Below are 26287 nucleotides of genomic sequence, written 5' to 3'. Positions count from 1 at the left end.
GGCGGAGCAACTCGTCCCCGAGCGCCATTGCATGCTAGTCTCAGGCCGGTCGCCGCCCTCGTACCCGCTAGGTTCATCCAGGAGTTCGCCCATGGCTACACCGGCAACGGTCCACATCGATGTGGAGCTCCCTTCCGATCTTGCCCAGCTCCGCCTCCCGGAGGGGGTGGACCGCCGGCTCCAGGCGCTCCTGGACAAACAGGATCGCGGAGAGCAGCTGTCGGCGGATGAGGCCATCGAAGCCGAGGGGCTCGTCGATCTCGCCGAGTTGCTCAGCCTGCTCCGGCTCCGCGCGTCGCGGCAGGAGCCAGCGCCAGCGCGATGAGCCGCGACAGCATGCCTGCCGCGCTAGAGCGCCGCGTCCGCGAGAGGGCGGCCGATCGATGCGAGTATTGCAGGCTCTCCCAGATCGGCCAGGAAGCCACGTTTCACATCGATCACATCCAGCCGCGGCATGAGGGTGGCCTGACCACGCTGGAGAACCTGGCGCTCGCCTGTGTATCCTGCTCGCTGCGCAAGGGAGCGCGGACGCACGGGGCCGATCCCACGACGGGCGCCCCTGCGTACCTCTTTCACCCGCGCTGGGCCCGCTGGGAAGATCACTTCGAAGTCACGGACGAGCTTCTGATCGTCGGCAAAACCCCCACAGGCCGCGCCACGGTCGCGCTGCTCCGGATGAACCGGCCTCTCGTCGTCGAGATTCGACGTGAAGAGGCGTTGCGCGGTCGTTTTCCGTAGAGCGCATCGCCGCCCAGCGCTGATGTCGATGCGCACGCGCACCCCACGTCGATGGGAGAACGTTGCCCACACCGCGTTCACGCCCCGACCCCTCATCCAGTCGAGCTCCCCTGGCGCGTCGCTCGGCCAGCTGGACGCGGTGTCGGCCGGCGAACCCCCTGCGCCCACGCGCAATCGCTGCAGGCGCGCCCTCGCCGGCCGCCGGAGGTCGGATCTCGCCGGCGCGGCGCAGGCGGCGCATCGGGCCAGCTCAGCTCGCCGGCCGCGCTGACCACCTCAGCGGGGAGCCGGCTCCGCCCGGTGGTCCGCATCTTGCCAACAGCGTGAACAGCCCTGCAGACACCTGAACGGCTCGGCTCGTCACGACGCCGAGCGCCCGGGGAGGCCTCATGAGCTCTTCGACCCTTCGCATCCAGGATTGCATGACCAAGAGCCCGCACTCGATCGGCGCCGATCAGAAGGTCGGCCTCGCCCGCAAGCTCATGCGAGGACATCGCATCCGACACCTGCCGGTGCTGCGCGGCGGCCGGCTGGTCGGCATGATCTCCGAGCGAGACATCTACTGGATCGAGACGCTCAAGGACCAAGAGGGCGATGAGCTCCTCGTCAGCGAGGCGATGTCGCCGAGCCCCTACGCCGTCGCGCCGGACGCGCCGCTCTCCAAGGTGGTCCGCGAGATGGCCGAGCACAAGTACGGCTCGGCCGTGGTGCTGAACGGCGCGCACGTCGTCGGCGTCTTCACGACGACCGACGCCCTCGCCGTCCTGGCCGCCTTGCTCGCCGAGAAAGAGACCGCCTGACGGCGGCCGCCGTACGCCAGGTGTCATCGACGCCGCGCGCCGCCCGCCGCATGCGGTGAAGACGCGCCGCGGCGCAGCCGCGGACTCGGTCGAGCAGCCTCCGACGCAGGGCTCCGTGCCGCGCCCCACACGCCGAGACGGGCCCGCGCCTCGCCGGGCTCGCGAGGTGCGCCGCGAGATCCCGCCATGGTAGAGTGGCTCGCCTGTCCATGAGCCCCCTTGATCGCAACGAACTCGTGACGAAGCCCGCCGCCGTCGTGCCCTCGCTCGACGATCCGCTCGACGAGGCGCCCGGCGGAGCGGCCGCGCCGGCCTCGGCGTACGACGCCGCGCTCCTGGAGGCGGAGGAGCTCCGCCGGCGGCCCTATGTCTCCGCGGGCCCGGAGAACATCATCCGGCAGCACGGCAAAGGCCGGATGACGATCTGGGAGCGCATCCGCGTGCTGACCCCCGAGCCGCCGCGCGTGCTCTTCGAGAACTGGGGGCCGAACCTGGACGGCGCGTCGCTGGTCACCGCGGTCCTGCGCATCGGCAGCCGCGACGTCGCGCTCTACGGCCACGATTTCACGGTCCGCGCCGGGTCGATGGACGCGACGAACGGCCGCAAGCTCGCGCGGCTGTTCCACCTCGCGGGAGAGCGGGGGATCCCGCTCATCGGCCTCAACGACAGCGCCGGCGCCTACGTCCCCGCGGGCGTCGGCGGGCTCGACGGCTACGCCGAGGCGTTCGCGGCGCTGCGCAAGATCAGCGGCGTGGTGCCGAGCATCATGTGCATGTTCGGGTTCAACGCCGGCGGCGGCTCCTACCTGCCGCGGCAGGGCAGCTTCGTCATCCAGCCGGGCGGGACGTTCTTCGGCCTCACCGGGGCGGCGGTCGTCAAATCGGTCCTCGGCGAGGTAGTCTCGCCCGACGACCTCGGCGGCCCGCGGGTCCACGGCGCCTCGGGCGTGGCCGATCTCACGGTGCCGGACGAGGTCGGCGCGCTGCGCACCACCGTCCGCCTGCTCGGCTACCTGCCGAGCAACAACCGCGAGAGCCCGCCGTTCCAGCGGACGAGCGACCCGCTCGACCGGGAGACGACCGAGATCGACACGCTGCTCCGCAGGGCGCTCTCGTCGCCCACGGGCTTCAATACGCCGCTCGATATAAGCATCATCATCCAGCGCATCTGCGATCACGGCGACTACTTCGAGGTGCAGCCGCAGCGCGCGCGCAACACGATCACGGCGTTCGGGCGGATCGGCGGGCGCGTCGTCGGCTTCGTGGCCAACAACAGCGCGGTCGCCTCGGGGCAGATCGACGTGGCGGCCGCGTACAAGAACGCCCGCTTCATCCGCTTCTGCAACCTCTACAACATCCCGCTCCTCTTCATGGAGGACACCACCGGCTTCCTCCCGGGCCGGGAGCAGGAGGCGATGGGCATCGTGCAGGCCGGCCGGGCGATGCTCGACGCGATCATCGACGTGCGCACCCCGCGCATCCTGCTGCTCGTGCGCAACGCGTTCGGCGGCGCCTACGCCTCGTTCAACAACTACGCGACCGGCGCGGACGTCGTCCTCGCGCTCCCCACGACGCGCGTCGCCGTGATGGGGCCCGCCGGCAAGGAGTTCGTCTACAAGGACGAGCTCCGCAAGGTGCGCGCGCAGGCGAGCGCCAGGGAGAAGGCGGGCGTCAAGGAGCGGCTCGGCCGCGGCCTGGACGAGGCGAAGGCGAAGGCCGAGGCCCGCGAGGAGGCCGCGGCGTGGCTGAAGGCCAGAGAGGCCGAGTTCGGCGCGCGGTACGAGCGGGAGCTCATGAACCCGCGCGAGGGGCTCAGCCTGGGCTCCATCTCGCGGCTCGTGATGCCGCGCGAGCTCCGCTCGGTGATCGGCGAGAACCTGGAGTTCTTGCTCCGCCATTACCAGCCAGGGCCGTTCACCGGGGTTCAGCGGGAGTTTCATTGAGCATGGATGGATTCGGGAGCAAGCGCGGTTACGACCGCAATCCGATGGTGGTGCGCGACCGCCGGCTCGGCCGATCGAGCTCGGCGTGGGCGCGGTCCTTCGCCGCCGACGACGTGCGGCCGCTGATCGTCGGCCGGGGGCCGATCCGCAAGGAGGCGATGGACGTCTTCGCCCAGATGGGGATCGAGCATTACGGCATCCTCCTCTCGGAGAAGGACTCGATCGTCTACACGCACGCGCTGGCGCCCGAGCTGCGCTGCATCCACCCGGCGCGCGTGCACCGGGTCAAGGACTATACCGGCGCGACCAAGGACGAGCGCGTCAAGCTGATGCACGAGATCGTCACGATCGCCCGGGCCGGCGGCTACACGCACGTGTTCGCGGGGTACGGCTTCATGGCCGAAGACGAGGAGTTCGTGCGCACGCTCGAGGAGGCGGGGCTCGTCTTCATCGGCCCCCGCTCGTCGGTCCAGCGCGCGGCCGGGCTCAAGGACGAGGCGAAGCGCACGGCGCTCGCGACCGCGGTCAGCGTGACGCCCGGCATCGACGACGCGACCCGGCGGATCGTGCTCCGCAAATGGCCCGATCACGCGGGCCTGCGCGCGGCCGCGGAGGGGCGCGGGCTGCTGCGCGACCCGGGGGCCGCGGCGCGGCTCGCCGAGGGCGTCCCGCTCGCCGAGGCGGCGGACGCGCTGCTCGCGGCGGCCTACGCGGCGCGCGTGGACCTCTACACGACCGACGAGCTCTGCGCGGAGCTCGAGCGGGGCGCGGCCGAGCTCCTCGCCCGCCACCCGGGGCGGCGGATCCGGCTCAAAGCCATCGGCGGCGGCGGCGGCAAGGGGCAGCGGCTCCTCGCCGGCGTCGCGCAGGGCGCGGCGGAGCCCGAGGCCGCGGCGCGCGCGCGGGCGGCCGAGGTCCCCGCGCTGGCGCGGGAGGTCCTCGCGGAGGTGAAGGCCGCGGGCGTCGGCGACAACAAGAACATCCTGCTCGAGCTCAACGTCGAGGAGACGCGGCACAACGAGATCCAGCTGATCGGCAACGGCGCGTGGTGCGTCGCGCTGGGCGGGCGCGACTGCTCGCTCCAGATGCACGAGCAGAAGCTGCTCGAGGTGGCGATCACGCAGGAGGGGCTCCGCGAGGCGATCGAGCGGGCGCGCGCCGCCGGCGACGACCGGCGCGCGGCGTCGCTCGAGCGCGAGCTCGCCTCGCTCGCCCGGATGGAGGCCGAGGCGGAGCGGTTCGGGCTCGCGGTGGGGCTGAACTCGGCCTCGACGTTCGAGTGCATCGTCGAGGGCGATCACCATTACTTCATGGAGGTCAACACCCGGATCCAGGTCGAGCACCGGGTGTCGGAGCTCTGTTATGCCCTCCGCTTCGAGAACCCGGCCGATCCGGCCGACGCGTTCGAGGTGACGTCGCTCATCGAGTGCATGGTCCTGCTCGCGCGCCACGGCGAGCGGCTGCCCCGGCCGGTCCGCGTCCGGCGCGAGGGGTCCGCGGTGGAGGCGCGCCTCAACGCCACGAACGGCGCGCTGGAGCCGCACGCGGGCGGCGTCATCGTCTCCTGGAGCGATCCGCACCCGCACGAGATCCGCGACGATCAGGGCATCTGCGCGAAGAACCCCGACACCGGGGTGTTCATGCATTACCGGCTCGCGGGCGCGTACGACAGCAACATCGCGCTCCTCGTGACCTACGGCGGCTCCCGCGAGGAGGCGTACCTGCGGCTCTGCGAGATCCTGCGCACGACGACGCTGCGGGGCAGCGATCTCCACACGAACCTCCTGTTTCATTACGGGCTCGTGCACTGGTTCCTGGCGCGGGACGTGTGGGCGAAGCCGACGACGCGCTTCGTGGTCCCGTACCTCACGCTGGTCGGCCAGCTCTCGGTGGAGCTCGGAGGCCTCGATTTCGACGCGATGTGGGCCGAGCTCGGCGCCCGCCACGAGCGCCGGCTGGCGTCGCGGGCCGGGGACGGCGCGGAGGCGGGGCTCAAGAAGGTGTTTGCGCTCAAGGACACGCTCGTGCGCCGCCCCGTGGAGCGGATCTGCGCGGAGCCGCACCTCCTGTCGGCGTGGCTCAGCCGGAACCTGGGGTCGTTCGAGGTCCGGCCCGGGCGGGTGCGCTGGCTCAAGAACCCGGTCGAGGTGCTGGCGGACACGTACTGGCTGCTCAACATGACGCCGCAGCCGCACGCCCCCGCGGCCCACGTGATCTGGGATCACGACGAGGCGCTCCTCTCGCGCGCGCTCGGCTTTTACCGGCGCCTCGGCGAGCGGATCGGCCAGGCGGGCGGCGCGCCGTCGTGGCCTGCGCTGCGAGAGGCCCTGTCGCAGCCCGCCGCGCCCCCCGGCTGGGACGGCGAGCTCTGGCGTCGGGTCCGCGGCGCGCACCTCGGCTTCCAGGCGGGGCTGGAGCTCCTCGACGCGCTGGTCCTCGCGGGCGACGCCGCGCGCTTCTTCGAGCTCCGGGTGCGCGAGGACGGCGAGGTCGTCATCCCCGAGCGCCTGCTCGACCGGGAGCTCGCGGCCCGGATGCGCAAGGTCCTCGCGCCGCCGCCCGCCACGCGGGCGAACGAGATCGTCGCGGTCACCGGCGGCATGTTCTACGCGCAGGAGGCGCCGGATCGGCCGCCGTTCGTGACGAAGGGCAGCCATTTCGAGGCCGGTGATCCGCTGTACGTCCTCGAGGTGATGAAGATGTTCAACAAGGTGCTCGCGCCGTTCTCGGGCACGATCGAGGAGGTGCTCATCGACGGCGGCGAGGGGACGATCGTGCAGAAGGGGCAGCCGCTCTTCCGCGTGAGGCCGGACGAGGCGCACGTCGAGGAGGACGCGGCCGAGCGCAAGCGCCGCCGGCGCGAGCAGACGATGCGATATGTCGACGCCATCTTCGATCCGGAGGGGCCCTGAGGGAGAGAGCGCCGCGGCGCCCTCCCCGGCGCGGGGCGCCCTCTCCGTGGCTCGCCTTGACGGGCGCGCCGGGACCAGGGATCCTCGCAGGCATGCGATTCGCCGCGCTCGGGTCGATCGTGCTCTTCGCGGGCAACGCGCTCCTCGCGGGCGACGCGCGGGCCGAGCAAGCCGCGCCCCTTCCCCCGGTCGACACCACCCGGCGCGACGTGGGCGTCGGCCTCTCCGTCGGCGGATTGGTCCTCGGCTCCGTCGGAGCGGGGATGTACTTCCTCACCCGGCCGCGCGGCGAGGATCTCTGCGGCTGCGCGTCGAAGGCGTGGGTCTTTCCCACCGTGCTCATGAGCCTCGGAGGCGCGATGGCCGTCACCGGCATACCGCTCTGGATCACGGGGCAGATCCAGAGCGATCGCGCGAAGACCCGGGCCGAGCTGCACATCGGCCCGCTCGGCGGAGGCGTTCGGCTGCTGTTCTGAAGGGCAGGTCCTCCGCCTTCCCCGCAGGCTGACTGCGGCGCGAAGGCGGTCCCTTGGATCCGTGAATATCGGCGGCCAAGGAGCGCCGCTCGCCGCCTCGCGCGCCGGCGGCCCCCCCTCCGCCGGCAGCGCGCCTCGTCGTGCACAGCAGCTCGGGCGCCTCAGGCCGCCGGCGCGCGGCTCGCGGCGGGCGCGGCCATCGCCGCCGCCTCGCCGGGCGCCGCGGGCTTCGCCGAGGCGGCGCCCGCCGGCCGCCGCGTCCAGAGCCCCGCGACGAACGCCACGAAGGCCACGACGCCGGCGATGAACACGCTGTCCCCGACGAGGCGCATCCACCGCAGCGCCTCGAGCAGCGGCTGCTGCAGGAACTCCGCGCTCCGCGCGTACCACAGCCCGCGGTCGACGCTGGCCCACGCCTGCGCGAGGCCGATCGGCAGCAGGCTCAGGAGGATCATCAGCCCGAGCCCAACGTTCATCCCCCAGAACGCCACCTGGAGCCGCGCCTCGTTCCAGACCGCGTCGGGGCGCAGCCGGCGGAGCATCACGAGCACGAGGCCGAGCGAGAGCAGCCCGTAGACGCCGAAGAGGGCGGCGTGCGCGTGCACGGGCGTCGTGTTCAGGCCCTGCATGTAATAGAGGGCGATCGGCGGGTTGATGAGGAACCCGAACACCCCCGCGCCCACGAAGTTCCAGAACGCGACCGCGACGAAGAACTGGATGGGCCAGCGATAGGCCTGCATCCACGCGCTCCGGTGCTGCATCCGCCACGTCTCGTGCGCCTCCATCCCGACGAGGACGAGCGGCACCACCTCCAGGGCGCTGAAGCTCGCGCCGACGGCCATCACCGAGACCGGCGTGCCGCTGAAGTACAGGTGGTGGAACGTGCCGGGGATGCCCGAGACGAGGAAGATGCAGGTCGACAGGATCGCGGCCCGCGCCGCGCTGTCGGGCCGCACGAGCCCGAGCCGCGTGAACAGGAACGCGATCGCCGCCGTGGCGAAGACCTCCATGAACCCCTCGACCCAGAGGTGCACGACCCACCAGCGCCAGTATTCCATGACCGACAGGTGCGTCTTCGCGCCGTAGAACAGGCCCACGCCGTAGAACATGCCGATCGCCACCGTCGCGCCGGTGAAGAGCAGCACGATGTGCCGGCTCACGTCGCGCCGCGCGAGGGCGGGCCAGAGGGCGCGCAGCATCAGGAAGAGCCAGAGCGCGAGGCCGCCGAAGAGCGCGATCTGGAAGGCGCGGCCGAGGTCGACGTACTCGTACCCCTGGTGCCCGAACCAGAAGGACGCCTCGAGCGCGAAGCGCTGCTTGATCGACAGCCACTCTCCGGCGAGCGAGCCGAAGACGACGAGGACGAGCGCCCCGAAGAGGACGTTCACGCCGAGCCGCTGCCCCCTCGGCTCTCGCCCGCCCACCGCCGGCGCGAGGAAGAGCCCCGCCGCGAGGAACGCGGTCGCGATCCAGAAGACGCCGAGCTGGACGTGCCAGGTGCGCGTCACCGCGTAAGGCAAGTAGTCGGCGACCGGCAATCCGAAGACCTCGTGTCCCTCGACCGTGTAATGCGCGGTCAGCGCGCCGAGCGCGACCTGGAGCGCGAGCAGCGCGACCACGACGACACAGTACTTGCCGACGGCCCGCATCGACGGGGTGAGCACCCAGCCGGCCAGCGGATCGCGCGCCGGCGCGGGGGCGGCCGCGTCCTCGCCGCGGCGGAAGGCGTTGTACCACACGAGGGCGCCGATCCCCGCGAGCAAGAGCACGATGCTCGCGACCGACCAGACGACGTTGGGGGCCGTGGGGACGTTGCCGATGAGCGGCTCGTGAGGCCAGTTGTTCGTGTAGCTCGCGCCGGTGCCGGGGCGCTCCGCGGCGCAGGCCCACGAGGTCCAGAAGAAGAACGCCGTCAGCTTGTCGCGCCGCCCCGCGTCGGGGACCGCGCCCGTGTGCAGCGCGTAGCTCTCGCGCAGGCCGGTGAGGCCCGGCTCGTCGCCGAAGAGCGCGCGGTAGTGCGCCGCGGTCTCCTCGATCGCCAGCGCGCGATCCTCGGAGATCGTGAGCGCCCCGGTCGCCGGGTCGACGGCGCTGTCGCGCATCGTCCGCTGGAGCCGCGCCTTGAGCGCGGCCTGCGCCTCGTCGGGCAGCGCCGCGAACGGGGCGCCGTGCTCTCGCCGGCTCCAGATCGAGAGGAGCGCCTCGGCCTCGCGATGGAGCCAGTCGGCCGACCAGTCCGGCGCCTGGTAAGCGCCGTGCCCCCAGACGCTGCCGACCTGCTGTCCGCCGATGCTCTGATAGACCAGCTGCCCGTCGAGGATATCGTCCTTCGTGAGCAGCACCCGGCCGGACGGGGTCCGCACGGCCTCGGGGATCGGCGGGGCCTTGCGGTACACCTCCCGGCCCATGAAGCCGAGGATCAAGAATCCAAGGGTGATGACGGCGGCGAGCGCCAGCCAGAGTCGTCGTAGGCTATGCATATCGACCTCGTTGTTCGCGCCAGCCCGAGGCGCGCCCGCGCCTCCGCGGCGCGGCTCCGGGCTCCGGTCGTGACACCGGGCCCTCAAGCAGGCGGCGTGCCTCTCCCCTTCCCCCTTTCATTTCGTGGGTCCAGGCGGCCCATGTTGCGCTTTCCGCAACGGGCCGGCGTTGTCGAAACCGCAACGACGTTGTACATGGGACAACATGCCGAGCCTGGAGGCGCTGCTGTCGGTGGCGCTGGATCTCACGACGTCGCTGGGGGCCGAGGATCGCTACCGGCGCCTGCTCGAGGCGGTGCGGCAGGTGGTGCCGTGCGACGCGGCGTGCCTGATGCGGTACGACGACGGCGCGCTGGTGCCGCTCGCGGCGCACGGGCTCGCGCCGGAGGCGCTGGGGCGCACGTTTTGCGCCCAGGCGCACCCGCGGCTCGACATCCTCTGCCGCGCGGAGGGGCCGGTGCGCTTCCCGCCGGACTCCGATCTTCCGGATCCGTTCGACGGGCTGCTCGCCTCGGACGCCACGTCGCTCGCGCACGTGCACGCGTGCCTCGGCTGCCCGCTGCGGGTCGAGGGCGCGCTCGTCGGGCTCTTGACGGCCGACGCGCTGGATCCGCGCGCCTTCGAGGGCGTCGACGCGGCGACGCTCTCGTGGCTTGGCGCGCTCGCGGGCGCGGCGATGCGCACGAGCCAGCTCATCGACGCGCTGGAGCACAGCGCGGAGCGGCTCGGCCTCGTCGCGGAGGATCTCCGGCGGGCGGCGGAGCGGGAGCGGGGCGCCGGCCTGCTCGGGACGAGCCCGGCGATGCAGCGGCTGCGGGACGAGATCGCGCTCGTGGGGCCGTCGGATCTCACGGTGCTGATCACCGGCGAGACGGGCGCGGGCAAGGAGCTCGCGGCGCGGGCGGTGCACGCGGCGTCGCGGCGGCGGGGCGAGCCGCTGCTCTACGTGAACTGCGCGGCGCTGCCCGCGTCGGTGGCCGAGAGCGAGCTGTTCGGGCACGTGCGCGGCGCGTTCACCGGGGCGGAGCGGCACCGGCCCGGCAAGCTGGAGGTGGCCGATGGGGGCACGCTGTTCCTCGACGAGATCGGCGAGCTGCCGCTGTCGATCCAGCCGAAGCTGCTGCGCGCGCTGCAGGAGGGCGAGGTGCAGCGGGTCGGCGCGGACCGGTCGCTGCGCGTCGACGTCCGGATCGTGGCGGCCACGAACCGCGATATCGAGAAGGAGGTGGCCGAGGGGCGCTTCCGGGCCGACCTGTTCCACCGGCTCAACGTGGTTCGCCTGGCGGTGCCGCCGCTGCGCGAGCGGAGGAGCGATATCCCGCTGCTCGCCGGCCATTTCTGCGAGGCGGCGCGCGCGCGGCTCGGCGTGGGCCCGGTGCGGATCTCGCGCGCGGCGCGCGAGCTGCTCGTCCAGGGCGCCTGGCCGGGCAACGTGCGAGAGCTGGAGAACACGGTGTTTCGCATGGTGCTGCAGGCGTCGCGCGGCGCGCCCCGCGGGGCGCCGGTCGTGCTGCAGCCGGCGCACCTCGGCGGGAGCCTCGCGGCGGCGGCGGCGGCGCCCCCGGTCGAGGGGGAGAAGGACGCCGAGGGCGACGGCGGCGAGGCGCCGCCCTCGGCGGGGGCGACGCTGCACGAGCGGGTCGACGCCTACCAGCGCGACCTCATCGAGAAGGCCGTGGCGCAGCACGACGGCAACTGGGCCGCCGCGGCGCGGGCCCTCGGGATGCACCGCAGCAACCTGCACCACCTCGCGAAGCGGCTCGGGCTGCGGTGAGGCGCGCCTGCGGCGGGGCCGCCGCGCTGGAAGGGGCCGAGTCCCGGGGGGAGCCCCGGTGAGGCGCGCGAGGGACGGCGTCCCCTGCGGCGCGAGGAGATTGGCGGGCTCATCGGTCGTTGATCGATGGTTGAACGGAGCCGTGGACAGAGGAGGATCCGAATGGCAATCACAGGCCATGGACGACCGAAGATCAGACCGCCGGCGGGCCCGGCGCGGGTTGGCTCAGGTGCTGTTGGCTCTCGCCGGCGCGGGCGCGCTGGCCGCGTGCTCGCCCAAGCGCGCCGAGGTCACGCCGCAGCCGGCGCCCACCGACAGGGTCCTCACCGGCGCCGACGCGCTGGGCGACTGGACCACGGACGCGCCGGGCGTCAAACGCAAGATCACCGTCGCTGACCTCCCGCCGCCCAACGAGGACGAGTCGGTGGTCAACCGGCCGAGCAAGGCAGATCGTCCAGCCGGTGCATTCCCCAAAGTGCCATCAGGATTCGCCGTCACCGAGCTCGCCACGGGCCTGGACGAGCCGCGCGTCCTGCAGGTGGCGCCGAACGGCGACGTGTTCGTGGCCGAGAGCGGGGCGGACCGGGTGACGGTGCTCCGGGACGCGGACGGCGACGGCAAGGCCGAAGCCCGCAGCGCGTTCGCCGAGGATCTCGACCGCCCCTTCGGCATCGCCTTCTATCCGTCGGGCACCGACGCGCCGACGCACGTCTACATCGCGAACACCGACAGCGTGGTGAGGTTCCCTTACAAGGCGGGCGACACGAAGGCCAGCGGGCCGGCCGAGCCGCTTGTCACCAACATCCCTTCGGGCAAGGAGATGGTCGGCGGCGGCGGCCACTGGACCCGCGATATCGCCTTCAGCAAGGATGACCAGCGAATGTTCGTGTCCGTGGGCTCGCGCTCCAACGTCGACGACGACGAGGACGAGCACCGCCGCGCCTGCATCCTGGCGTTCACGCCCGACGGCAAGAACGAGACGCTCTATGCGTCCGGCATCCGCAACCCGGTCGGGCTGGCCATCGAGCCGTCGACGGGCGCGCTCTGGACCAGCGTGAACGAGCGCGACGAGCTGGGCGACAACCTGGTCCCCGATTACGTGACGCGCGTGCAAGAGGGCGGCTTCTACGGCTGGCCCTGGTACTACCTCGGCCCGAACCAGGATCCGCGCCATCAGGGCAAGCGCCCCGAGCTGAGGGACAAGGTCCTCGTGCCGGACGTGCTGATCCAGTCGCACTCGGCGTCGCTCGATCTCTGCTTCTACACGGGCCAGCAGTTCCCGGCCGACTACCGGGGCCACATCTTCGCCGCGGAGCACGGCTCGTGGAACCGCTCGCGGCGCACCGGCTACAAGGTGATCCGCATCCCGGTCAAGGACGGCAAGGCGGAGGGGTACTACGAGGACTTCATGACCGGCTTCGTCACGAGGACCGGCGACGTGTGGGGCCGCCCGGTCGGCCTCGCGGTGGCCAAGGACGGCGCGCTGCTGGTCAGCGACGACCAGAGCAACACCGTGTGGCGGGTGGCTTACGGCAAGTGAGGCGGCCTCAGAACCGCCCCCGCACGGCCGCCGACAGGAGCCCCGCCGTGAGCTAGCGAGGTCGCGTCCCTCCCGTCCCGCAAGTCGACCGCCTCGGCCTGGCGCGCGAGGGCGAGGCCCGCGAGCACGCCGGTGGCGGCCGCGCGCCGGCGCCGGCAAGAGCCGCGTCCCGCGCGAAGCAGGGGGCTCTGCGACGCAAACGGCGTCCGAAACGTCGAGCCCTCGCCGCTGCTCGCGCCTCGTACAGCCATGCTGTAGCTGGCGGAACTCTCTCATGCGGTCCACCACCTCCCGGAAAAGCGACGCGAGTTCAACCACTTATCCACGCATCAAAGGCGGTCTGGTGGGCCCGTACCACAATCCTCTGGTCAGTTCGTAAAGTCTGTTGTTGAATGACGGAACCTCGGCGTGCCCGGGGCGGGCGAGGCGCGACGACGAACTCTGGTCCTCGAGTCACGAGCCTGCGGCTCCTCGTCGAGCTCACCCGGACGGACGGTTTCCTCTACATGGCTGCCTGACAGGAGCGAGGCGTATGTCGAAATTCCGCTTGAGCCGACGTGCCGTGCTGCGAGGCGCCGGCGCCATCGCCGTCGCGCTCCCGTGGCTGGAGATCATGGGAGCCGAGCGCCCGGCGCGCGCGCAACCCGCCCCCGCCCGGCGCTTCCTCGCCGTCTACACGCCCGGCGGGACCGTGATCGACCGCTGGCGTCCGACCGGCACCGAGACGAGCTTCACCCTGGGCCCCATCCTGGCGCCGCTCGCGCCGGTGCAGGACCGGCTGCTCGTCGTCGACGGCCTCGACATGAAGAGCGCGCGCGGGGAGCAGCACCAGTGCGGGATCATCGCCTGGCTCACGGGCACGGAGCAGGAGGGCGCGAACAACGGCGGCTACGGGAGGGGGCCGTCCATCGATCAGGTGATCGCCTCACGGATCTCCGCCGGTCGGAAGGCGAAGGCGAGCATCCAGCTCGCGGTGCGCTGGGCGACGGGCAAGTCCCACGGCCTGATGTCGCCGATGAACGTCGTCAATTTCGAGGAGACCGCGCCGTACAGCCCCATCCCGCCGCGCCTCGATCCGGTGCAGATCTTCACCGAGCTCTTCGGCACGCTGAACCCCGGCGCCAGCGACGACGCCGCCCTCCGCCTCGCGCGGAAGCGCTCGATACTCGACTTCCTCGACGGGCGCTACGCCGCCCTCTCCGCGCGGCTCGGCGCGGCCGACAAGCAGAAGCTCGACCAGCATCTGACGAAGATCCGCGAGATCGAGCAGAGCCTCGGCAGCACGCCGGCTGCGGCGGGCGCTTGCCGGGTCCTGACGGGGGTCGACACGTCCGACTACGACCCGAGCTCGGGGCTCAACTCGAGCGATGACGGCACGATCGTGGACGCCTCGACCGACGCGGCCATCCCCAAGGTGGGCAAGCTGATGACGGACATGCTGGTGATGGCGCTCGCCTGCGACATCACCGCGGTCGGCACCCTGCAGTGGAGCGACACCGAGGCGAAGCACACGTTGCCGTGGCTGAACCTGACCGAGAACCACCATTTCTACCAGCACAACGGCGGCTACAGGCCGGTCGAGTGCGCGCGCATCCACACCTGGTACTCGCAGCAGCACCTCTATCTCTTGCAGGAGATGGAGAAGGTCGACATGGGCGGGCGCTCGCTGCTCGACGAGAGCGTCGTCTTCTTCGGCTCCGAGATCTCGGATCCGGCGGCCCACGCGAAGAAGGACATGCCGTTCCTGCTGGCTGGCGGCGGCGGGGGCCTGCGCACCGGGCGCTGGGTCCAGTACCCGAGCCTCCCGCACAACAATCTGCTCGTCTCGATCTTGAACCTGTTCGGCGACCCCCGGACCAGGTTCGGCTCGCCGGAGTACTGCACCGGGCCGCTCACGAACCTCACGTAGGCATTTCCCGCGATGCCGGCTCACACGGGCATCAGCGCCGGCCAGGCCAGCTCGATGCCCTCGCGGACCAAGAGCGCCTGGAGCTCCTCGCGAAGCGACCCCCGGGCGCGCACCTGCCGCGGCGGCACATGGCGCTCCAGGCAGAACGCGGCGAGCAGCCCCGCGGCCTCACCCACGCTCCACTCCACCGGATGGACCCGGAAGGCGCCGTTGGTGATGTGGGTAACGCCGAGGGCCTTGCCGCCCGGCAAGAGATTCTCCACCCGCACCGGGATCAGCGACCCCAGCGGGATCTGGAACGGCCAGCAGCCGAGGTCGAGGTACCCCGCGCCCCCGACGCGCGGATGCAGGTCGATGCGATAACACCCGATGCCCACGCTCTCTTCGAACGTCGCAGGGCCGTCGGGCCGGAGCGGATAGGCGATGTGCTGCTCGAGCACCGTGAGCTCGGCCCGGATCCGGCGGGACTCGCGGATGTAGGGCGCCGGCGCGAGGCCGTCGGCCGTGCCGCCGACCACGTCCCCGCGGAGCCGCAAGCCCGGGTAGCCGACCCCGCCGTCGGGGCGAGGCGCTTCGGTCTGCATCCAGTACAGAAGGCTCAGGCTGAGCTGCCGCGCCGCGTCCAGGTTCCGCGCGGCCTCCACCTCGTCGACGCCGCAGACGGGCCCGAACCAGTAATCGTTCTGCGGCCAGTTGACGATGGTAACGTCGCTCGGCGCGAACCCCGCCTCGAAGACCGTTCTGTCGAGGATCCGCCGGAAGGTCCACCACGGATGCCCGTCGTCCGCGACGAACAGACCCCGAGTCAGCGGCTCGTGCGTCTCGGGACGAACCGCCGTCCAGTCCAGCAGGCAGCCCGGCCAGCCGGGCGGCCGGAGAGAGCGCCAGAGCTCGTATTGACAGGGCCTGTCGATGGTATGGTCCTCCCCCGGGAGGTGCTCCATCGCAAAACATACGGTGATCGCCTGCTGGGCCCCCGGATCCGCGCGCTCGGCGGCGTGCGGCTCCCCCGTCTCCGCCCGCGACTCCGCCCCGAGCGCGTGCTCCACGCCCGCGAGCGCGAGGAGCTCGCCGTGCGGCGTGGCATCGATGAAGAGATCGGCGACGAGGAGGTAATTGCGCCCCGATTCAAGCCCTCGAACCAGGACGCCGGTCACCCGATCGCCGTGCGTCCACGCCGAGATCGGCCGGTGGGAAGGGAGCACGCGGAGGCGCCCGTTGAGCAGATGGGGCGCGAGCATCTCGCGCAGGACGGCCACCGCGACCCGCGGATCGTGGCACAGGCGGCTGACCCAGCCGTTGCCGGGGTTGAGCCCGGGGAGCGACCTGGCCGAGGCGGCGAGGGGCAGGTGCCTGCGGTAATACTCGCGGATCCCCTGGCGCAGCGCGCGGTAGCTCCGGGTCGCGCCGGTCTCCTCGATCCACGGGTGCTCGTCCGGAGGGACCGCCTGGTTCGTGAGCTGGCCTCCAAGCCAGCGCGTCGCCTCCGTCAGGACGACACGGCGGCCCATCCGGGCCAACGCCAGCGCGGCCGCGCAGCCGCCGAGCTCTCCGCCGATGACGGCCACGTCGGTCCGGATCACGTCCATCGCGCGCTCCTCGCGCTCACGCGCTCTTCCGCTCGAGCTGCGCCGCCGGGGCTCGCTGCGCGAGGATCTCGGTGACGAACCGGTTTGTCTCCCTGGCCCGAGCCTGAAGGCCGGGGAGCAGCCGGCGGATCTTGGCGCGGACCTCGTGACGCGTGTCCCACGAGCGATCGAGCCTCGCGATGAGCTGACCAGCGCTGATGCTGCCGAGCGGAGGCGTCTCCATCTCGAGATCCTCGATGAACCCCGTGACCTTGGCCGCGTAGGGCAGCGCGACGAACGGGGTCTCGCGGAGCGCCGAGAGGATGAGGAAGTGGAGGCGCATGCCCACCGCGAACTCGAGGTGTCCCACGAGGCCGAGGATCTGCTGCGGCGTGTACCGGCGCCTCAGGACCTCCGCCCGTTCGGCGTTCTTCATGTGGGCGGCGACGGCGTGGCTGTGCTGCACGTCCGTCCGTTCCATGGACACGAACACGACGTCGGCGTCGAGCCGCTCGACGACGAAGTCAGCCGCGTTGGCGAGCAGGCTGTAGTATTCGTCGGGGTCGATGTGGGGCGCCGCCGGGCCCGGCTCCCTGACGGAGAAGCCGACCAGGTGCCGCTCGAACTCGACGCCCTCGGCCCGGATGGCCTCGACCGGCAAAGGCTCCTCGCGCAGCAGCAGGGCCGGATCCGCGGTGAGGTGAATCTCGCGATCCACCCCGGCCTCTTCGATCAGGCGATATCCCTGCTTGTCGCGTACGGTGATGACGTCCGCTGCGTTCAGCGCCTCCCGCACGGCTTGCTTCGCGCTCGGGTCCGACAGCGGCCCGGCGCTCACGGCGTAGATCACCACCGGAACACCGAGCTCTTGCGCCATGAACACCTCTCTCAGGTAGAGCGCCGCGTCCTGGTCGTAGAGGATGCCGCCCCCGCCGAGGATCAAGAGATCGAGCCGCTCGACCTCGGCGGCCGCTTCCTTTCGCGTGAGGTTGCGGACGGCGACGGCGCGCTCCACCCGGTGGCGGATCCTCGTGTCCTCCGGGCACATCGAGAACACGGTGATCTCCGCTGGAACCGACTCCCGGAGCTGCGAGACGATGCCGTCGAGGATGGCCTCGTCGCCCAGGTTCATGCCGCCGTAGGACCCTGAAATACCGATTCGGAACGGTCGGTTCGCCTTGTCCATCGTGCGCTCCTCCACCGAGCGCCGCGCCGGCGCGGCGGGCGAGCGCGGCCCTCCGGTATCCGCCGCCAGCTCGGCTGTCCGAGATGGTCTGCGAGGTCGCGAAAGAGCTTGCCACCGCGGCGGCGAGGCGCAATGTCATGCGCGGAGGACGCGCCATGGGGGGCACGCAGCGGCGGGTGGCCCGGATTGACGCAGAAGCGCCGGGCGACGAGCGGCGTCGGGGCGAGGAGCCGCGCGCCGGGCAGGCTGGAAAAGCGGGCCTGCCGGCCAGGCCCCTGCGTGACACCGATGTCGTGGACGAGGCCTGTCAGCAGTCCTTTCCCGCGAGCGATCCGCCGGCGTGGACGCCTGCGATAGCCGGCCTCCCACGGAATCAGCTCGTGGCTGAGCTCGGCTCGGGCGCTGAGCTCGGCCCGGTGGTGAGGCGCATGCCGCGCTCCCGTCGAGGCAGCGCTCCCCGCAAGCTGCGGGGGACTCATCATGGCTGATCGAACTCGCAAGGTGGCGACGAGCAAGTCTCGGGCAGCGCTGCCGGCCGAGCTCCCGCGGCCCGTCAAGCGGACCGGGAGCTCCCGCGGGCAGCCGCCTGCCCACGTGCGCACGATCGGGGTGGACCTCGATCCCACGGACCGGGAGTACATCCGCCTCAAGCTGGGCAGGAGGCTCAGCAAGTTCGGTACATCCATCGAACGCATCAGCGTTCGCCTGACGGACACCAACGGGCCGCGTGGAGGAATCGACAAGATCTGCCGGATCAAGGTGGTCCTGTCCGGGCTGCCGAGCGTCGTCGCCGAGCATCGAGATGAGTCGAAGCGAGCCGCGATCGATGGCGCCCTCTCCAGGATCGAGCCGGCCGTGCGGTCGCGCGTCGGGCGTGCGCGCATGAAGCCGCTGCACGGAAGAGCTTCCCGCCCGCTCGTACGCACGCGCCGAACGCCGAGGCGGGGGAGCGAGCCAGCGCGTGAACCGGCCACGCCCCGCACCCGCAGCTCGGCCGTGTAATCGTTGCGCGCCAAGCTGGGTGGCCCCGCCCGGCCGGAACGAGCCGGGCGCGTGCGAGCGCGCGGCCGGACGACCGCGGCGCAGCGCTGCGCCCGCCCCGCCCGCGCGGCGCTCGATCGGGCCGCGGCGCACGCTAGCCTCCTGGCCGAGCGCCCCCGCTCCCCAGGACCATGCGACCCTGCCTCCTTGTCCTCGTGCGCCACGGCCGCACCGCCGGCAACCGCGCCGGTACCGCCTCGCCGATGAGCGGGTGGACCGACACGCCGCTCGACGCGCGGGGGCGCGAGGAGGCCGAGGCGCTGGGCCGCCGCCTGGCCCGAGGCCCGGCGTTCGACGCCGTGTACGCGAGCCCGCTGAGCCGCGCGCTCGAGACGGCGCGGATCGCGGCCGGCGCGTGGGGCCCGGTCCGCACGCACGACGGCCTGCGCGAGATCGGCTGCGGTGACGTGGACGGCGCGCCCATCGAGGAGGTCAAGGCGCGCCACGCCGCGCTCTGGGAGGCGAACCTGCGCCAGGACGACGACGACTTCCGCTGGCCGGGCGGGGAGAGCTACCGCGAGCTCCGCGCGCGCTCCCTCGCGGCGATCGGCGCGATCGCCGCGGCGCACCCGGGGCAGCGCGTGCTCGTGGTCACCCACGCGGGCGTCATCGGCCAGATCCTCGGGGCGCTGCACGGCGTCCCGGCCGCGCGCTGGGAGCCGTTCCGACCGGGCAACGCCAGCCTCACGTCGCTCGCGTGGCAGGGCGACCGCGGCGTCCTCCTGCGCTTCGACGACCGCGAGCACGTCAGCGCCAGCACGCGTCGGCCCGGCGGATGACGCGCAGCCAGTCCGCCGCGTTCCGGGCCGCGGCCGCGCGCGCGCCCGGCGTCGCGCCGGGATCGCTCGCGCGGCACGCCATGGCGAGGTGGTACCCGAGCGCGCCCGCGAGCGCGTTCGACGCGGCCGCGAACCAGTAAGCGTCGCGCAGCGGCCGGGTCAGCGCGGGGGCGAGGCCGCGCGCCGAGAGGTAGCCGGTGAGCAGCGTGTCGTGCCGGCGCCGCGCCTCCGGCTCCCAGTAGCCGAGGGCCTGGAGCCACGAGCTCACGTCCTCCAGCGGCGAGCCGATCCGCGCGCGCGCCCAGTCGAGCAGCACCGGCTCCGCGACGCCGTCGCGCCGGCGGACCATGACGTTCCCCGGGTGCACGTCGCCGTGGATCACCGCGCGGCCGAGCGGCTGGAACTCGAGGAGCTCGCGGCGCATCGCGGGCAGCGCCGCCACGACCCGCCGCAGCGCGGGCAGCGACCGCGCGAGCGCCGGGACCTCGCCGCGGGGCAGGCGCTCGGCCAGCGAGAGGGTGCCCCGCGCCACGGCCAGGTTCTCGGCCTCGTAGTCCCACGCCGGCAGGGAGGCGCCCGGCGCCGTCTCCGCGTGGAGGCGCGCCAGCCGTTCGAGCACCTGGGCCGTGTGCCCGCCGTCGGCCCAGGGCCAGGCGTGCGCCGGCTCGATCCGCTCGAGGTAGAGCAGCCAGCGCCCGCGACCGAGCCGCTCCGCGCCGAGCAGCTCGGGCGAGAAGCGCCGCGCGACCGACCTCGAGAGCCGCCGGTAGACGGCCGCCTCGCGCGCGGCGACGCCGTGCACGAGCTTGGCCACGAGCGCGACCCGGCGCTCCCCCGGGCCGCCGCGCAGCTGCGCGGTGATCAGCGCGACCTCCGAGCAGAGCCCGCCCTGCAGCGGGCGCACCTCGACGGCCGCGCCGCTGGCGGCGTCGCCGTGGCGCGCGACGAGAAAGGCCGCCACCGCGGCGGGATCCAGGGCACCTCGCGTCATCGATCACCTCCCGGACCCGACGATGCGACGAGGCCAGCTCACGATCCACACGGCGCCTCGAATCCGGTCCACGCCCGGAGCCGTGCGCCCGGCGACGCCGGAGCGGCGGCGCGCGGCCGCGCTGGAGCGTCGGCACCGGGCGGCAGCTCGCGATCGCGCCGGCGAGCGCACCCGCCCGAAGAGCCCGTTCCCACTGGCTTCGGTTGCCCGGATGAGTATTCTCCCGGGCGGGTGTCGCGACGGCAGAGCGCCGCGACAGGTCATCACGGGACGGTCGGGCCGCCTTCCCCCTTCGCGCGATGTCGCTCGCGCCGTGGCCGTCCCTTGAGTCGATCCCCGTCACAGCACGCCCCCGGAACCTGGGCCCCCGCGCGCCGCATCGCCGAGCGCGTCCTCGGCCCGATCGAGCGCTTCCTGCACGTGGAGGCCGCCAGCGGGATCGTCCTCTTGGTCGCGTCGGTCGTCGCCCTCGCGTGGGCGAACTCGCCGTGGGGCGACGCGTACGAGCACCTCTGGCATCTCCCGATCACGATCGGCGCCGGCTCGCTGGTGTCCACGCAGCCCCTCCACTTCTGGATCAACGACGGGCTGATGACGATCTTCTTCTTCGTCGTCGGCCTGGAGATCCGGCGGGAGATCCACGAGGGGGAGCTCTCGGATCTCAAGCGCGCGGCGCTGCCGATCGCCGCGGCGCTGGGCGGCATGATGGCGCCCGCGCTCCTCTACCTGTCGCTCAACGCGTCGCCCGTCTCGCGGCACGGCTGGGGCGTCCCCACGGCGACCGACATCGCGTTCGCGGTGGGCGTCCTGGCCCTGCTCGGCAAGCGCGTGCCCCCTGCCCTGCGCGTGCTCCTGCTCGCGCTCGCGATCATCGACGACATCGGCGCGATCATCGTCATCGCGCTGTTCTACTCGTCGGGCGTCGCGTGGAGCGGGCTGCTCATCGCCGGCGGCGGGCTGCTCGCGGTGCGGCTGCTCCAGCGCTTCGGCGTCCGCTCGCCCGCCGCCTACGTGGCCCCCGGCGCCGTCCTCTGGTGGGGCATGCTCCGCGCCGGCGTCCACCCGACGATCGCCGGCGTCATCATCGGGCTGCTCACGCCGGTGCGCTCCTGGTTCGGCAGCCACGGGTTCGTCGCCGCGGCGCGCGACGCGGTGGACAGGGTCGCCGCGCTCACCGAGCGCGACGAGCACCGCACGGACGAGCTCTTGAAGCCCCTCGGGCGGATCCGGCAGGCCCAGCTCGAGGCGCTGCCGCCCGTGGTCCGGCTCCAGGCGGCGCTCCACCCGTGGGTCGCGTACGGCATCATGCCGCTGTTCGCCTTCGCCAACGCCGGCGTCCGCGTCGACGGCTCCTCGCTCGGCCACGCGGCCTCGGGGACGATCCTGCTCGGGGTCATGCTCGGCCTGGTCGTCGGCAAGCCGATCGGCATCTTCCTCGCGAGCTTCGCGATGGTCCGGCTCGGCGTCTGCGCCCTGCCGCGCGGCGTCGGCTGGCGCGGGATCGCGGTCGTGGGCTGCGTCGCGGGCATCGGCTTCACGATGGCGATCTTCATCGCCGGCCTCGCGTTCGACGACCCCGCGCAGCTCGCCGCGGCCAAGCTCGGCGTCCTGCTCGCCTCGGCCGTGGCCGCCGTGGTGGGCCTCCTCGTCGGCAGGCTCGCGCTGCCGCGGGCCCCGGCGCCCGACGCGGCGCCGACGGCCACCGAGGCGGAGGCGTCGACGGAGCAGTAGCCCCGCGGGATCGCCCGCGCCGCCGAGCCTCAGCGAGCGCCGGCGTCCGCCGCGGCGCCAGCGTCCGCCGCGGCGCCGGGCGCCGCCGCGGCGCCAGCGTCGGCCGGCGCGGGCTCCGGCGGCGCGCACGGCGCGGCCGACACGATCGCGCGCCACCGCGCGCCCTCGCGGACGTGCACCCGATCCGAGCGGAGGGCCGGCAGCGACCGCAGCGCCGCGAGGACCGCCTCGACCTCCTCGCTCGGCTTCTCCCCGGGGCTCGGCGGCACCTCGACGCACCCGTGGAGCGCCTCCACGTCGTCCACCCAGGCGAGCGCGGGCTGGGCTTCCTGGAGCCAGGGCCACCCGCCCTCGGGCTCGGCGACGATCGGCTCGGGCGCGACGGCGCGGTCCTGCACCGCCACCTCCGCGCCGAGATCCCGCGAGAGCGCGCGCCCGAGCAGGTCGGCCGCCGGGGCGCCGAGCGCCGGGCCGACGTGCACGACCTCCACGACCGCCGGCTCGTTGTCCGGGAACCGGAGCCGCCACGCGACGAGCGGCCCCGCCGCGTGCGGCCACGCGCCCGCGAGCGACGCGGCGAGCTCCCTCTGAACGAGCGCGAGCTCCGGCTCCTTGGGCGCCACGTCGATGGGCGTCGAGCTCGCGCGGACCGACGCCGCCACCTCCTCCAGCGCGCTCGCGTCCAGCACCGCGATCACGTCGACCTTCGGGGTCATGCCCGCGACGGCGGCGATCTGGTCGCGCAGATCCCGCTCGAGCCGCTCGGCCTCGTCGGTCCGGCCGAGCATCACGAGGCGCACGGCGACGCTGCCGTGGTCGACGGTGACGCTCGACCGCACCGTGCTCTGCGGCAGCGCGTCCAGCATGCGCACGATCGCCGTTCGGACGCGCACCTGCCACGACACCCGCGCGAGCGCCTCCCGGAGCGGGAGGTACACGGCCCCGAGGAGCGCGAGCGGCATCATCACGCGGAAGATCCACCCGTGGCGCAGCTCGAAGAAGACCTGCAGCGCGCGCGCCACCCGGCGGATCGCCCCCGGCTTCTGCTTCGCGAGCTCCGCGTGCTCGAGCTCCGCGGTGCTGACCGCGCTGTAGCCGAGGAGCAGGAAGCAGAGGATGGCGAACAGGAGGATCGCGCAGAGGTTCGCCGTGAAGAGCAGCGCGGCGCCGCTCGCGATGCTCGTCACCCGCGTGCCGATCCCGTAGCCGATCACGCAGAGCGGGGGCACGAGCGCGATGCCGATGGCCGTGCCCGCGGCGGTCGAGGTCGTGTCCGAGCCGGGCCGCACCGTGGTGTACGCGGCCGCGATCGCGCAGAAGATCGCGATGAGCAGATCGAGCGCCGTCGGCGAGGTGCGCGCGGCGATCTCCGACGTCACCTCGTAGAACGGCAGCGTCAGGGTGAGCGCCGCGGCGCTCGTCACGACCATGACGACGCTGAAGGCGACGCGCGTGAAGGAGCGCAGCGCCAGGAACGGCGAGCCGATGGCGAGGCCCATCCCGAGCTCGACGATGGGCCCCATGAGCGGCGAGATCAGCATCGCGCCGATGACGACGGCCCCGCTGCCGAGCACGAGCCCGAGCGAGGCGATGCCCATGGCGAGGAAGAGCTGGAGCCAGTAGCCCGCCGCCCCCTTGGCGCTCCGCTCCAGCATGCTCCGGACGATGGCCTCGCGCGCCTCGGGCTCGATCCCGAACGCGGCCGCGATGCGGTCCTGGAGCGCCCCCCACGCGGCGTGCGTCAAGCCACGACCCCGGCGCCCCGCCCCGCGCGGCCCGCGTCCAGCCCCGCGCGGCCCGCGTCCAGCCCCGCGCGGCCCGCGTCCGGCCCCGCGTGGACCACGCGCAGGAGGCGCCGCACCGCGCCGGCGTCGGGCAGCCGGTAGGCGGCGCGGCTGCTCGCGTTGCCGACGTGGATGGTGCACGCGGACGGCGGCAGCGCCGCGAAGATGTCCTCGTCCGTGCGGTCGTCGCCGATCGCGATCACCGCCGCCCTCGCCGGCACGTCGTCCAGGATGAGCGGCACCACCCTGCCCTTGTGCACGCCGCGCGGCCGGACCTCGATCACCTTCGCGCCGGCGAGCAGCTCCAGCGCATCCATGGGGAGGCGCGCCTCGAGGCGCGCGCAGAGCTCGCGCACGTGCTGGCTCGCCAGCTCGGGCTCGGCCGTGCGGTAGTGCCAGGCCAGGGTCACCGTCTTCTCCTCGATGAAGGTGCCCGGCGTGCGCCGGGTGACGTCCTCGAGGATCTTCCGCACCTCGCCCTTCCAGGCGGCGGCGTCCGGCTCGAGCGCGACCCAGTCGTCGCTCGCCTTGGGCCGCGACCAGAAGCCGTGCTCGGCGTGGAGGTGGAGCGGCAGCGCGCCGAGCCAGCGCTCGATGTCGGCGCGCGGGCGGCCGCTCACGACGTGCACGCGGTCGCGCTCGGACAGCGCCCGGAGCAGCGCGAGCAGCTCCTCGTCCGGCGCGGCGAGATCGGGGACCGGCGCGAACGGGACCAGCGTGCCGTCGTAATCGAGGATCCACACGCGCTGCGGCGCCCGGCGGACGCCCTCGACGACGCTCTCGGGCATCCCCCGGCGCGACGGGGGGGCCGCCGCGGGCGCCGTCGGCGCGGCGCGGTCGAGATCGTCGAGGAACGACTGCGCCCAGGTGTGCACGTCGTGCGTGGCCACGCGGCGGCGCAGCGCCGCCATCCGGAGCCGCTGCTCGGCGGGCGGCATGGCGATCGCCTGCTTCACGGCGGCGGCGACCGAGCCGATGTCGTACGGGTTGACGGAGATCGCCTCCGCGAGCTCGGAGGACGCGCCCGCGAACTCGCTCAGGATCAGGGCGCCGTCGTCGTCGACCCGCGCGGCGACGTACTCCTTCGCGACGAGGTTCATGCCGTCGCGCAGCGGGGTCACCAGCATCACGTCGGCGGCGAGGTAGAGGGCGACCACCTGCTCGAACGGCAGCGAGCGGTGCATGTAGTGGATCGGCGTCGCGTACGTCGTCCCGTACTTCCCGTTGATGCGGCCGACCATCTCGTGGACGAGCCGCCGGAAATCGGCGTACGCGCCGGCCGACTCGCGCGTGGGCACGGCGAGCTGGAGGAAGCGGACGTGATCGCGCAGCTCCGGCTCGCGCTCGAGGAACCGCTCGATCGCGAGCAGGCGGCGCGGGATCCCCTTCGTGTAGTCGAGCCGATCGATCCCGAGCACGATCTTGCGGCCGCGCGCCTCGGCGCGGATGCGCGCCGCCTCCTCCCGGACGCCGGGGTGGCCCGCGAGCCGCTCGATCTCGGCGGCGTCGATGCTGATGGGGTGGACCCCCAGCGCGACCCTGCGCCCGTCGTGCTCGATGGCCGCCTCGCCCGGCTCGACGCCGAGCACGTGCGCCGCCGACGCCGCGAAATTCCTGCGGAAGCCGGCCGTGTGGAAGCCGATCAGGTCGGCGCCGAGCAGGCCCCGCACGATCTGCTCTCGCCACGGGAGGATGCGGAAGACCTCGGCGGACGGGAACGGAACGTGGAGGAAGAAGCCGATCCGCGCCCCGGGGAGGCGCCGCCGCAGGAGCGCCGGGAGGAGCAGGAGCTGGTAGTCGTGCACCCAGATCGCGTCGCCCGGCGTGTACTGCGCGGCGACGACGTCGGCGAAGTGCTCGTTGACGCGCCGGTAGGCCTCCCAGTCGAGCTCGGCGTCGAGGTTCACCTTGTCGAGCAGGTAGTGGAACAGGGGCCAGAGGACGCCGTTCGAGAAGCCGTCGTAGAAGCGGTGCTGCTCCGCGGCGCCGAGGTGCACGGGCACGGCGCGCATCCCGGCGAGCGCCGCGTCGGCGTCCCTCCGCTGCTCCGGGGTGAGGCTCGCGACGCTGCCCGGCCAGCCGATCCAGACCGCGCAGTGGCGCTCGTGCGGGCCGCGCATCGCGGCGGCGAGGCCGCCCGAGGAGCGCGTGAGGCAGAGCGCGCCGCGGTCGACGCGCACGCTGATCGGGAGACGGTTGGAGACGATGAGCAGTCGGGCCATGGAATTCCCCTCCTCTGCGGTGACGACGCGCCGCTCGCCGGGCGCGAGGCGCGGCGCCGCCCTCGTCGGCCGGGCGCGAGGCGCGCGCCGGCGTCGGGACGAGCCGCGCGCCGCGAGGCAGCGTGCCGTCGAATACAAACAGGGCGCGACGCTCGCCCGGGATTGACGCGGGCGGGCGTGGCTGAGCGAATACTTTGAACTCAAAACATATCGCGCGGCGTCGCGCAAGCTGATCCGGCGCGCCGGAGCGCCGCGCGCGTCGATCGGTCGTCCACCTCGCACCTCGCCGCGCAGGCGTGTCGCGGCGCGTCGGGCTCCGATGGATGTCAGGCACATCCTGTCAGGCGCGACTCGCTCGAGCATGTCTGTTCGATCGCGCGGTATCGAGGCGGTGCATCGAAGCTGGCAACCCA

At 72.9% G+C, this 26287-nt stretch carries 18 protein-coding genes; 12 read left to right on the top strand and 6 right to left on the bottom strand.

Going from position 1 to position 26287, the window contains the following annotated elements; all coding sequences use genetic code 11:
* The first annotated feature begins 91 nt into the window (after positions 1–91).
* The 6 genes from NQZ70_RS20850 to NQZ70_RS20825 all read left to right on the top strand — a co-directional run bounded on the left by NQZ70_RS20850 (position 92) and on the right by NQZ70_RS20825 (position 6869).
* Positions 92–325 (top strand): hypothetical protein, encoded by a 234-nt coding sequence (locus NQZ70_RS20850; RefSeq protein ID WP_129575772.1) that lies wholly within the window; start codon positions 92–94, stop codon positions 323–325.
* Positions 322–738: an HNH endonuclease gene (locus tag NQZ70_RS20845; RefSeq protein WP_129575771.1), complete on the top strand. Its 417-nt coding sequence runs from the start codon at positions 322–324 to the stop codon at positions 736–738. Before NQZ70_RS20850 ends, NQZ70_RS20845 begins: the two co-directional genes overlap by 4 nt.
* Before the next feature lie 389 nt (positions 739–1127).
* Positions 1128–1538 carry a CBS domain-containing protein gene (locus NQZ70_RS20840; RefSeq protein ID WP_237245469.1) on the top strand — a complete coding sequence of 137 codons (411 nt, stop codon included), beginning with the start codon at positions 1128–1130 and terminating at the stop codon, positions 1536–1538.
* A gap of 209 nt (positions 1539–1747) precedes the next feature.
* A complete protein-coding gene (locus NQZ70_RS20835) occupies positions 1748–3481 on the top strand; it encodes an acyl-CoA carboxylase subunit beta (protein ID WP_129575770.1) in 1734 nt (577 codons plus the stop codon).
* A 2-nt stretch (positions 3482–3483) separates the two neighbouring features.
* Positions 3484–6393: a biotin/lipoyl-containing protein gene (locus NQZ70_RS20830; RefSeq protein WP_129575769.1), complete on the top strand. Its 2910-nt coding sequence runs from the start codon at positions 3484–3486 to the stop codon at positions 6391–6393.
* A gap of 92 nt (positions 6394–6485) precedes the next feature.
* Complete coding sequence (locus NQZ70_RS20825; protein ID WP_129575768.1) at positions 6486–6869, top strand: hypothetical protein; 384 nt, start codon at positions 6486–6488, stop codon at positions 6867–6869.
* A gap of 161 nt (positions 6870–7030) precedes the next feature.
* Here the strand turns inward: NQZ70_RS20825 and NQZ70_RS20820 are convergent, their stop codons facing one another.
* Positions 7031–9349, bottom strand: a complete 2319-nt coding sequence (locus tag NQZ70_RS20820; protein WP_129575767.1) for a nitric-oxide reductase large subunit — start codon at positions 9347–9349, stop codon at positions 7031–7033.
* Positions 9350–9554: 205 nt separating this feature from the next.
* Between NQZ70_RS20820 and norR the strand changes: the two genes are divergently transcribed.
* From norR to NQZ70_RS20805, 3 genes are all read left to right on the top strand, one after another.
* Positions 9555–11123 (top strand): nitric oxide reductase transcriptional regulator NorR, encoded by a 1569-nt coding sequence (gene norR, locus NQZ70_RS20815; protein WP_129575766.1) that lies wholly within the window; start codon positions 9555–9557, stop codon positions 11121–11123.
* Positions 11124–11352: 229 nt separating this feature from the next.
* Positions 11353–12663 (top strand): sorbosone dehydrogenase family protein, encoded by a 1311-nt coding sequence (locus NQZ70_RS20810; RefSeq protein ID WP_237245468.1) that lies wholly within the window; start codon positions 11353–11355, stop codon positions 12661–12663.
* Between the two features lie 562 nt (positions 12664–13225).
* Entirely contained in the window at positions 13226–14572 is a 1347-nt protein-coding gene (locus NQZ70_RS20805; RefSeq protein ID WP_129581469.1) for a DUF1552 domain-containing protein, read from the top strand.
* A gap of 20 nt (positions 14573–14592) precedes the next feature.
* Here NQZ70_RS20805 and NQZ70_RS20800 read toward each other — a convergent pair whose 3' ends face one another.
* Both NQZ70_RS20800 and NQZ70_RS20795 read right to left on the bottom strand, forming a co-directional pair.
* Entirely contained in the window at positions 14593–16161 is a 1569-nt protein-coding gene (locus tag NQZ70_RS20800) for an FAD-dependent oxidoreductase (RefSeq protein WP_129575765.1), read from the bottom strand.
* Positions 16162–16177: 16 nt separating this feature from the next.
* Complete coding sequence (locus NQZ70_RS20795; protein WP_129575764.1) at positions 16178–17326, bottom strand: polysaccharide pyruvyl transferase family protein; 1149 nt, start codon at positions 17324–17326, stop codon at positions 16178–16180.
* A 480-nt stretch (positions 17327–17806) separates the two neighbouring features.
* Here NQZ70_RS20795 and NQZ70_RS20790 point away from each other — a divergent pair, with 480 nt between their 5' ends.
* On the top strand, positions 17807–18328 hold the full coding sequence (locus NQZ70_RS20790) for an HPF/RaiA family ribosome-associated protein (protein ID WP_129575763.1): 522 nt from the start codon (positions 17807–17809) through the stop codon (positions 18326–18328).
* Positions 18329–18498: 170 nt separating this feature from the next.
* The gene (locus tag NQZ70_RS20785) at positions 18499–19146 is read left to right on the top strand and encodes a histidine phosphatase family protein (protein WP_129575762.1); all 648 of its coding nucleotides are present in this window, start codon (positions 18499–18501) and stop codon (positions 19144–19146) included.
* Here the strand turns inward: NQZ70_RS20785 and NQZ70_RS20780 are convergent.
* Positions 19115–20137, bottom strand: coding sequence for a phosphotransferase family protein (locus tag NQZ70_RS20780; RefSeq protein WP_272828933.1), 1023 nt, complete (start codon positions 20135–20137; stop codon positions 19115–19117). The two genes, NQZ70_RS20785 and NQZ70_RS20780, sit on opposite strands and share 32 nt — an antisense overlap.
* Positions 20138–20461: 324 nt before the next feature.
* Here NQZ70_RS20780 and nhaA point away from each other — a divergent pair, with 324 nt between their 5' ends.
* Positions 20462–21868, top strand: coding sequence for a Na+/H+ antiporter NhaA (gene nhaA, locus NQZ70_RS20775; protein WP_129575761.1), 1407 nt, complete (start codon positions 20462–20464; stop codon positions 21866–21868).
* A gap of 29 nt (positions 21869–21897) precedes the next feature.
* Here nhaA and NQZ70_RS20770 read toward each other — a convergent pair whose 3' ends face one another.
* Positions 21898–23613, bottom strand: coding sequence for a DUF389 domain-containing protein (locus NQZ70_RS20770; RefSeq protein WP_129575760.1), 1716 nt, complete (start codon positions 23611–23613; stop codon positions 21898–21900).
* On the bottom strand, positions 23610–25874 hold the full coding sequence (locus NQZ70_RS20765; RefSeq protein WP_129575759.1) for a bifunctional alpha,alpha-trehalose-phosphate synthase (UDP-forming)/trehalose-phosphatase: 2265 nt from the start codon (positions 25872–25874) through the stop codon (positions 23610–23612). The genes NQZ70_RS20770 and NQZ70_RS20765 overlap by 4 nt, the downstream gene beginning before the upstream one ends.
* Between the last annotated feature and the right edge of the window lie 413 nt (positions 25875–26287).

This window comes from Sorangium sp. So ce836 (genome assembly GCF_028553905.1).
In the GTDB taxonomy this organism is placed as follows: domain Bacteria; phylum Myxococcota_A; class Polyangia; order Polyangiales; family Polyangiaceae; genus Sorangium; species Sorangium cellulosum_D.
This window is presented reverse-complemented; position numbering and strand designations above follow the sequence as displayed.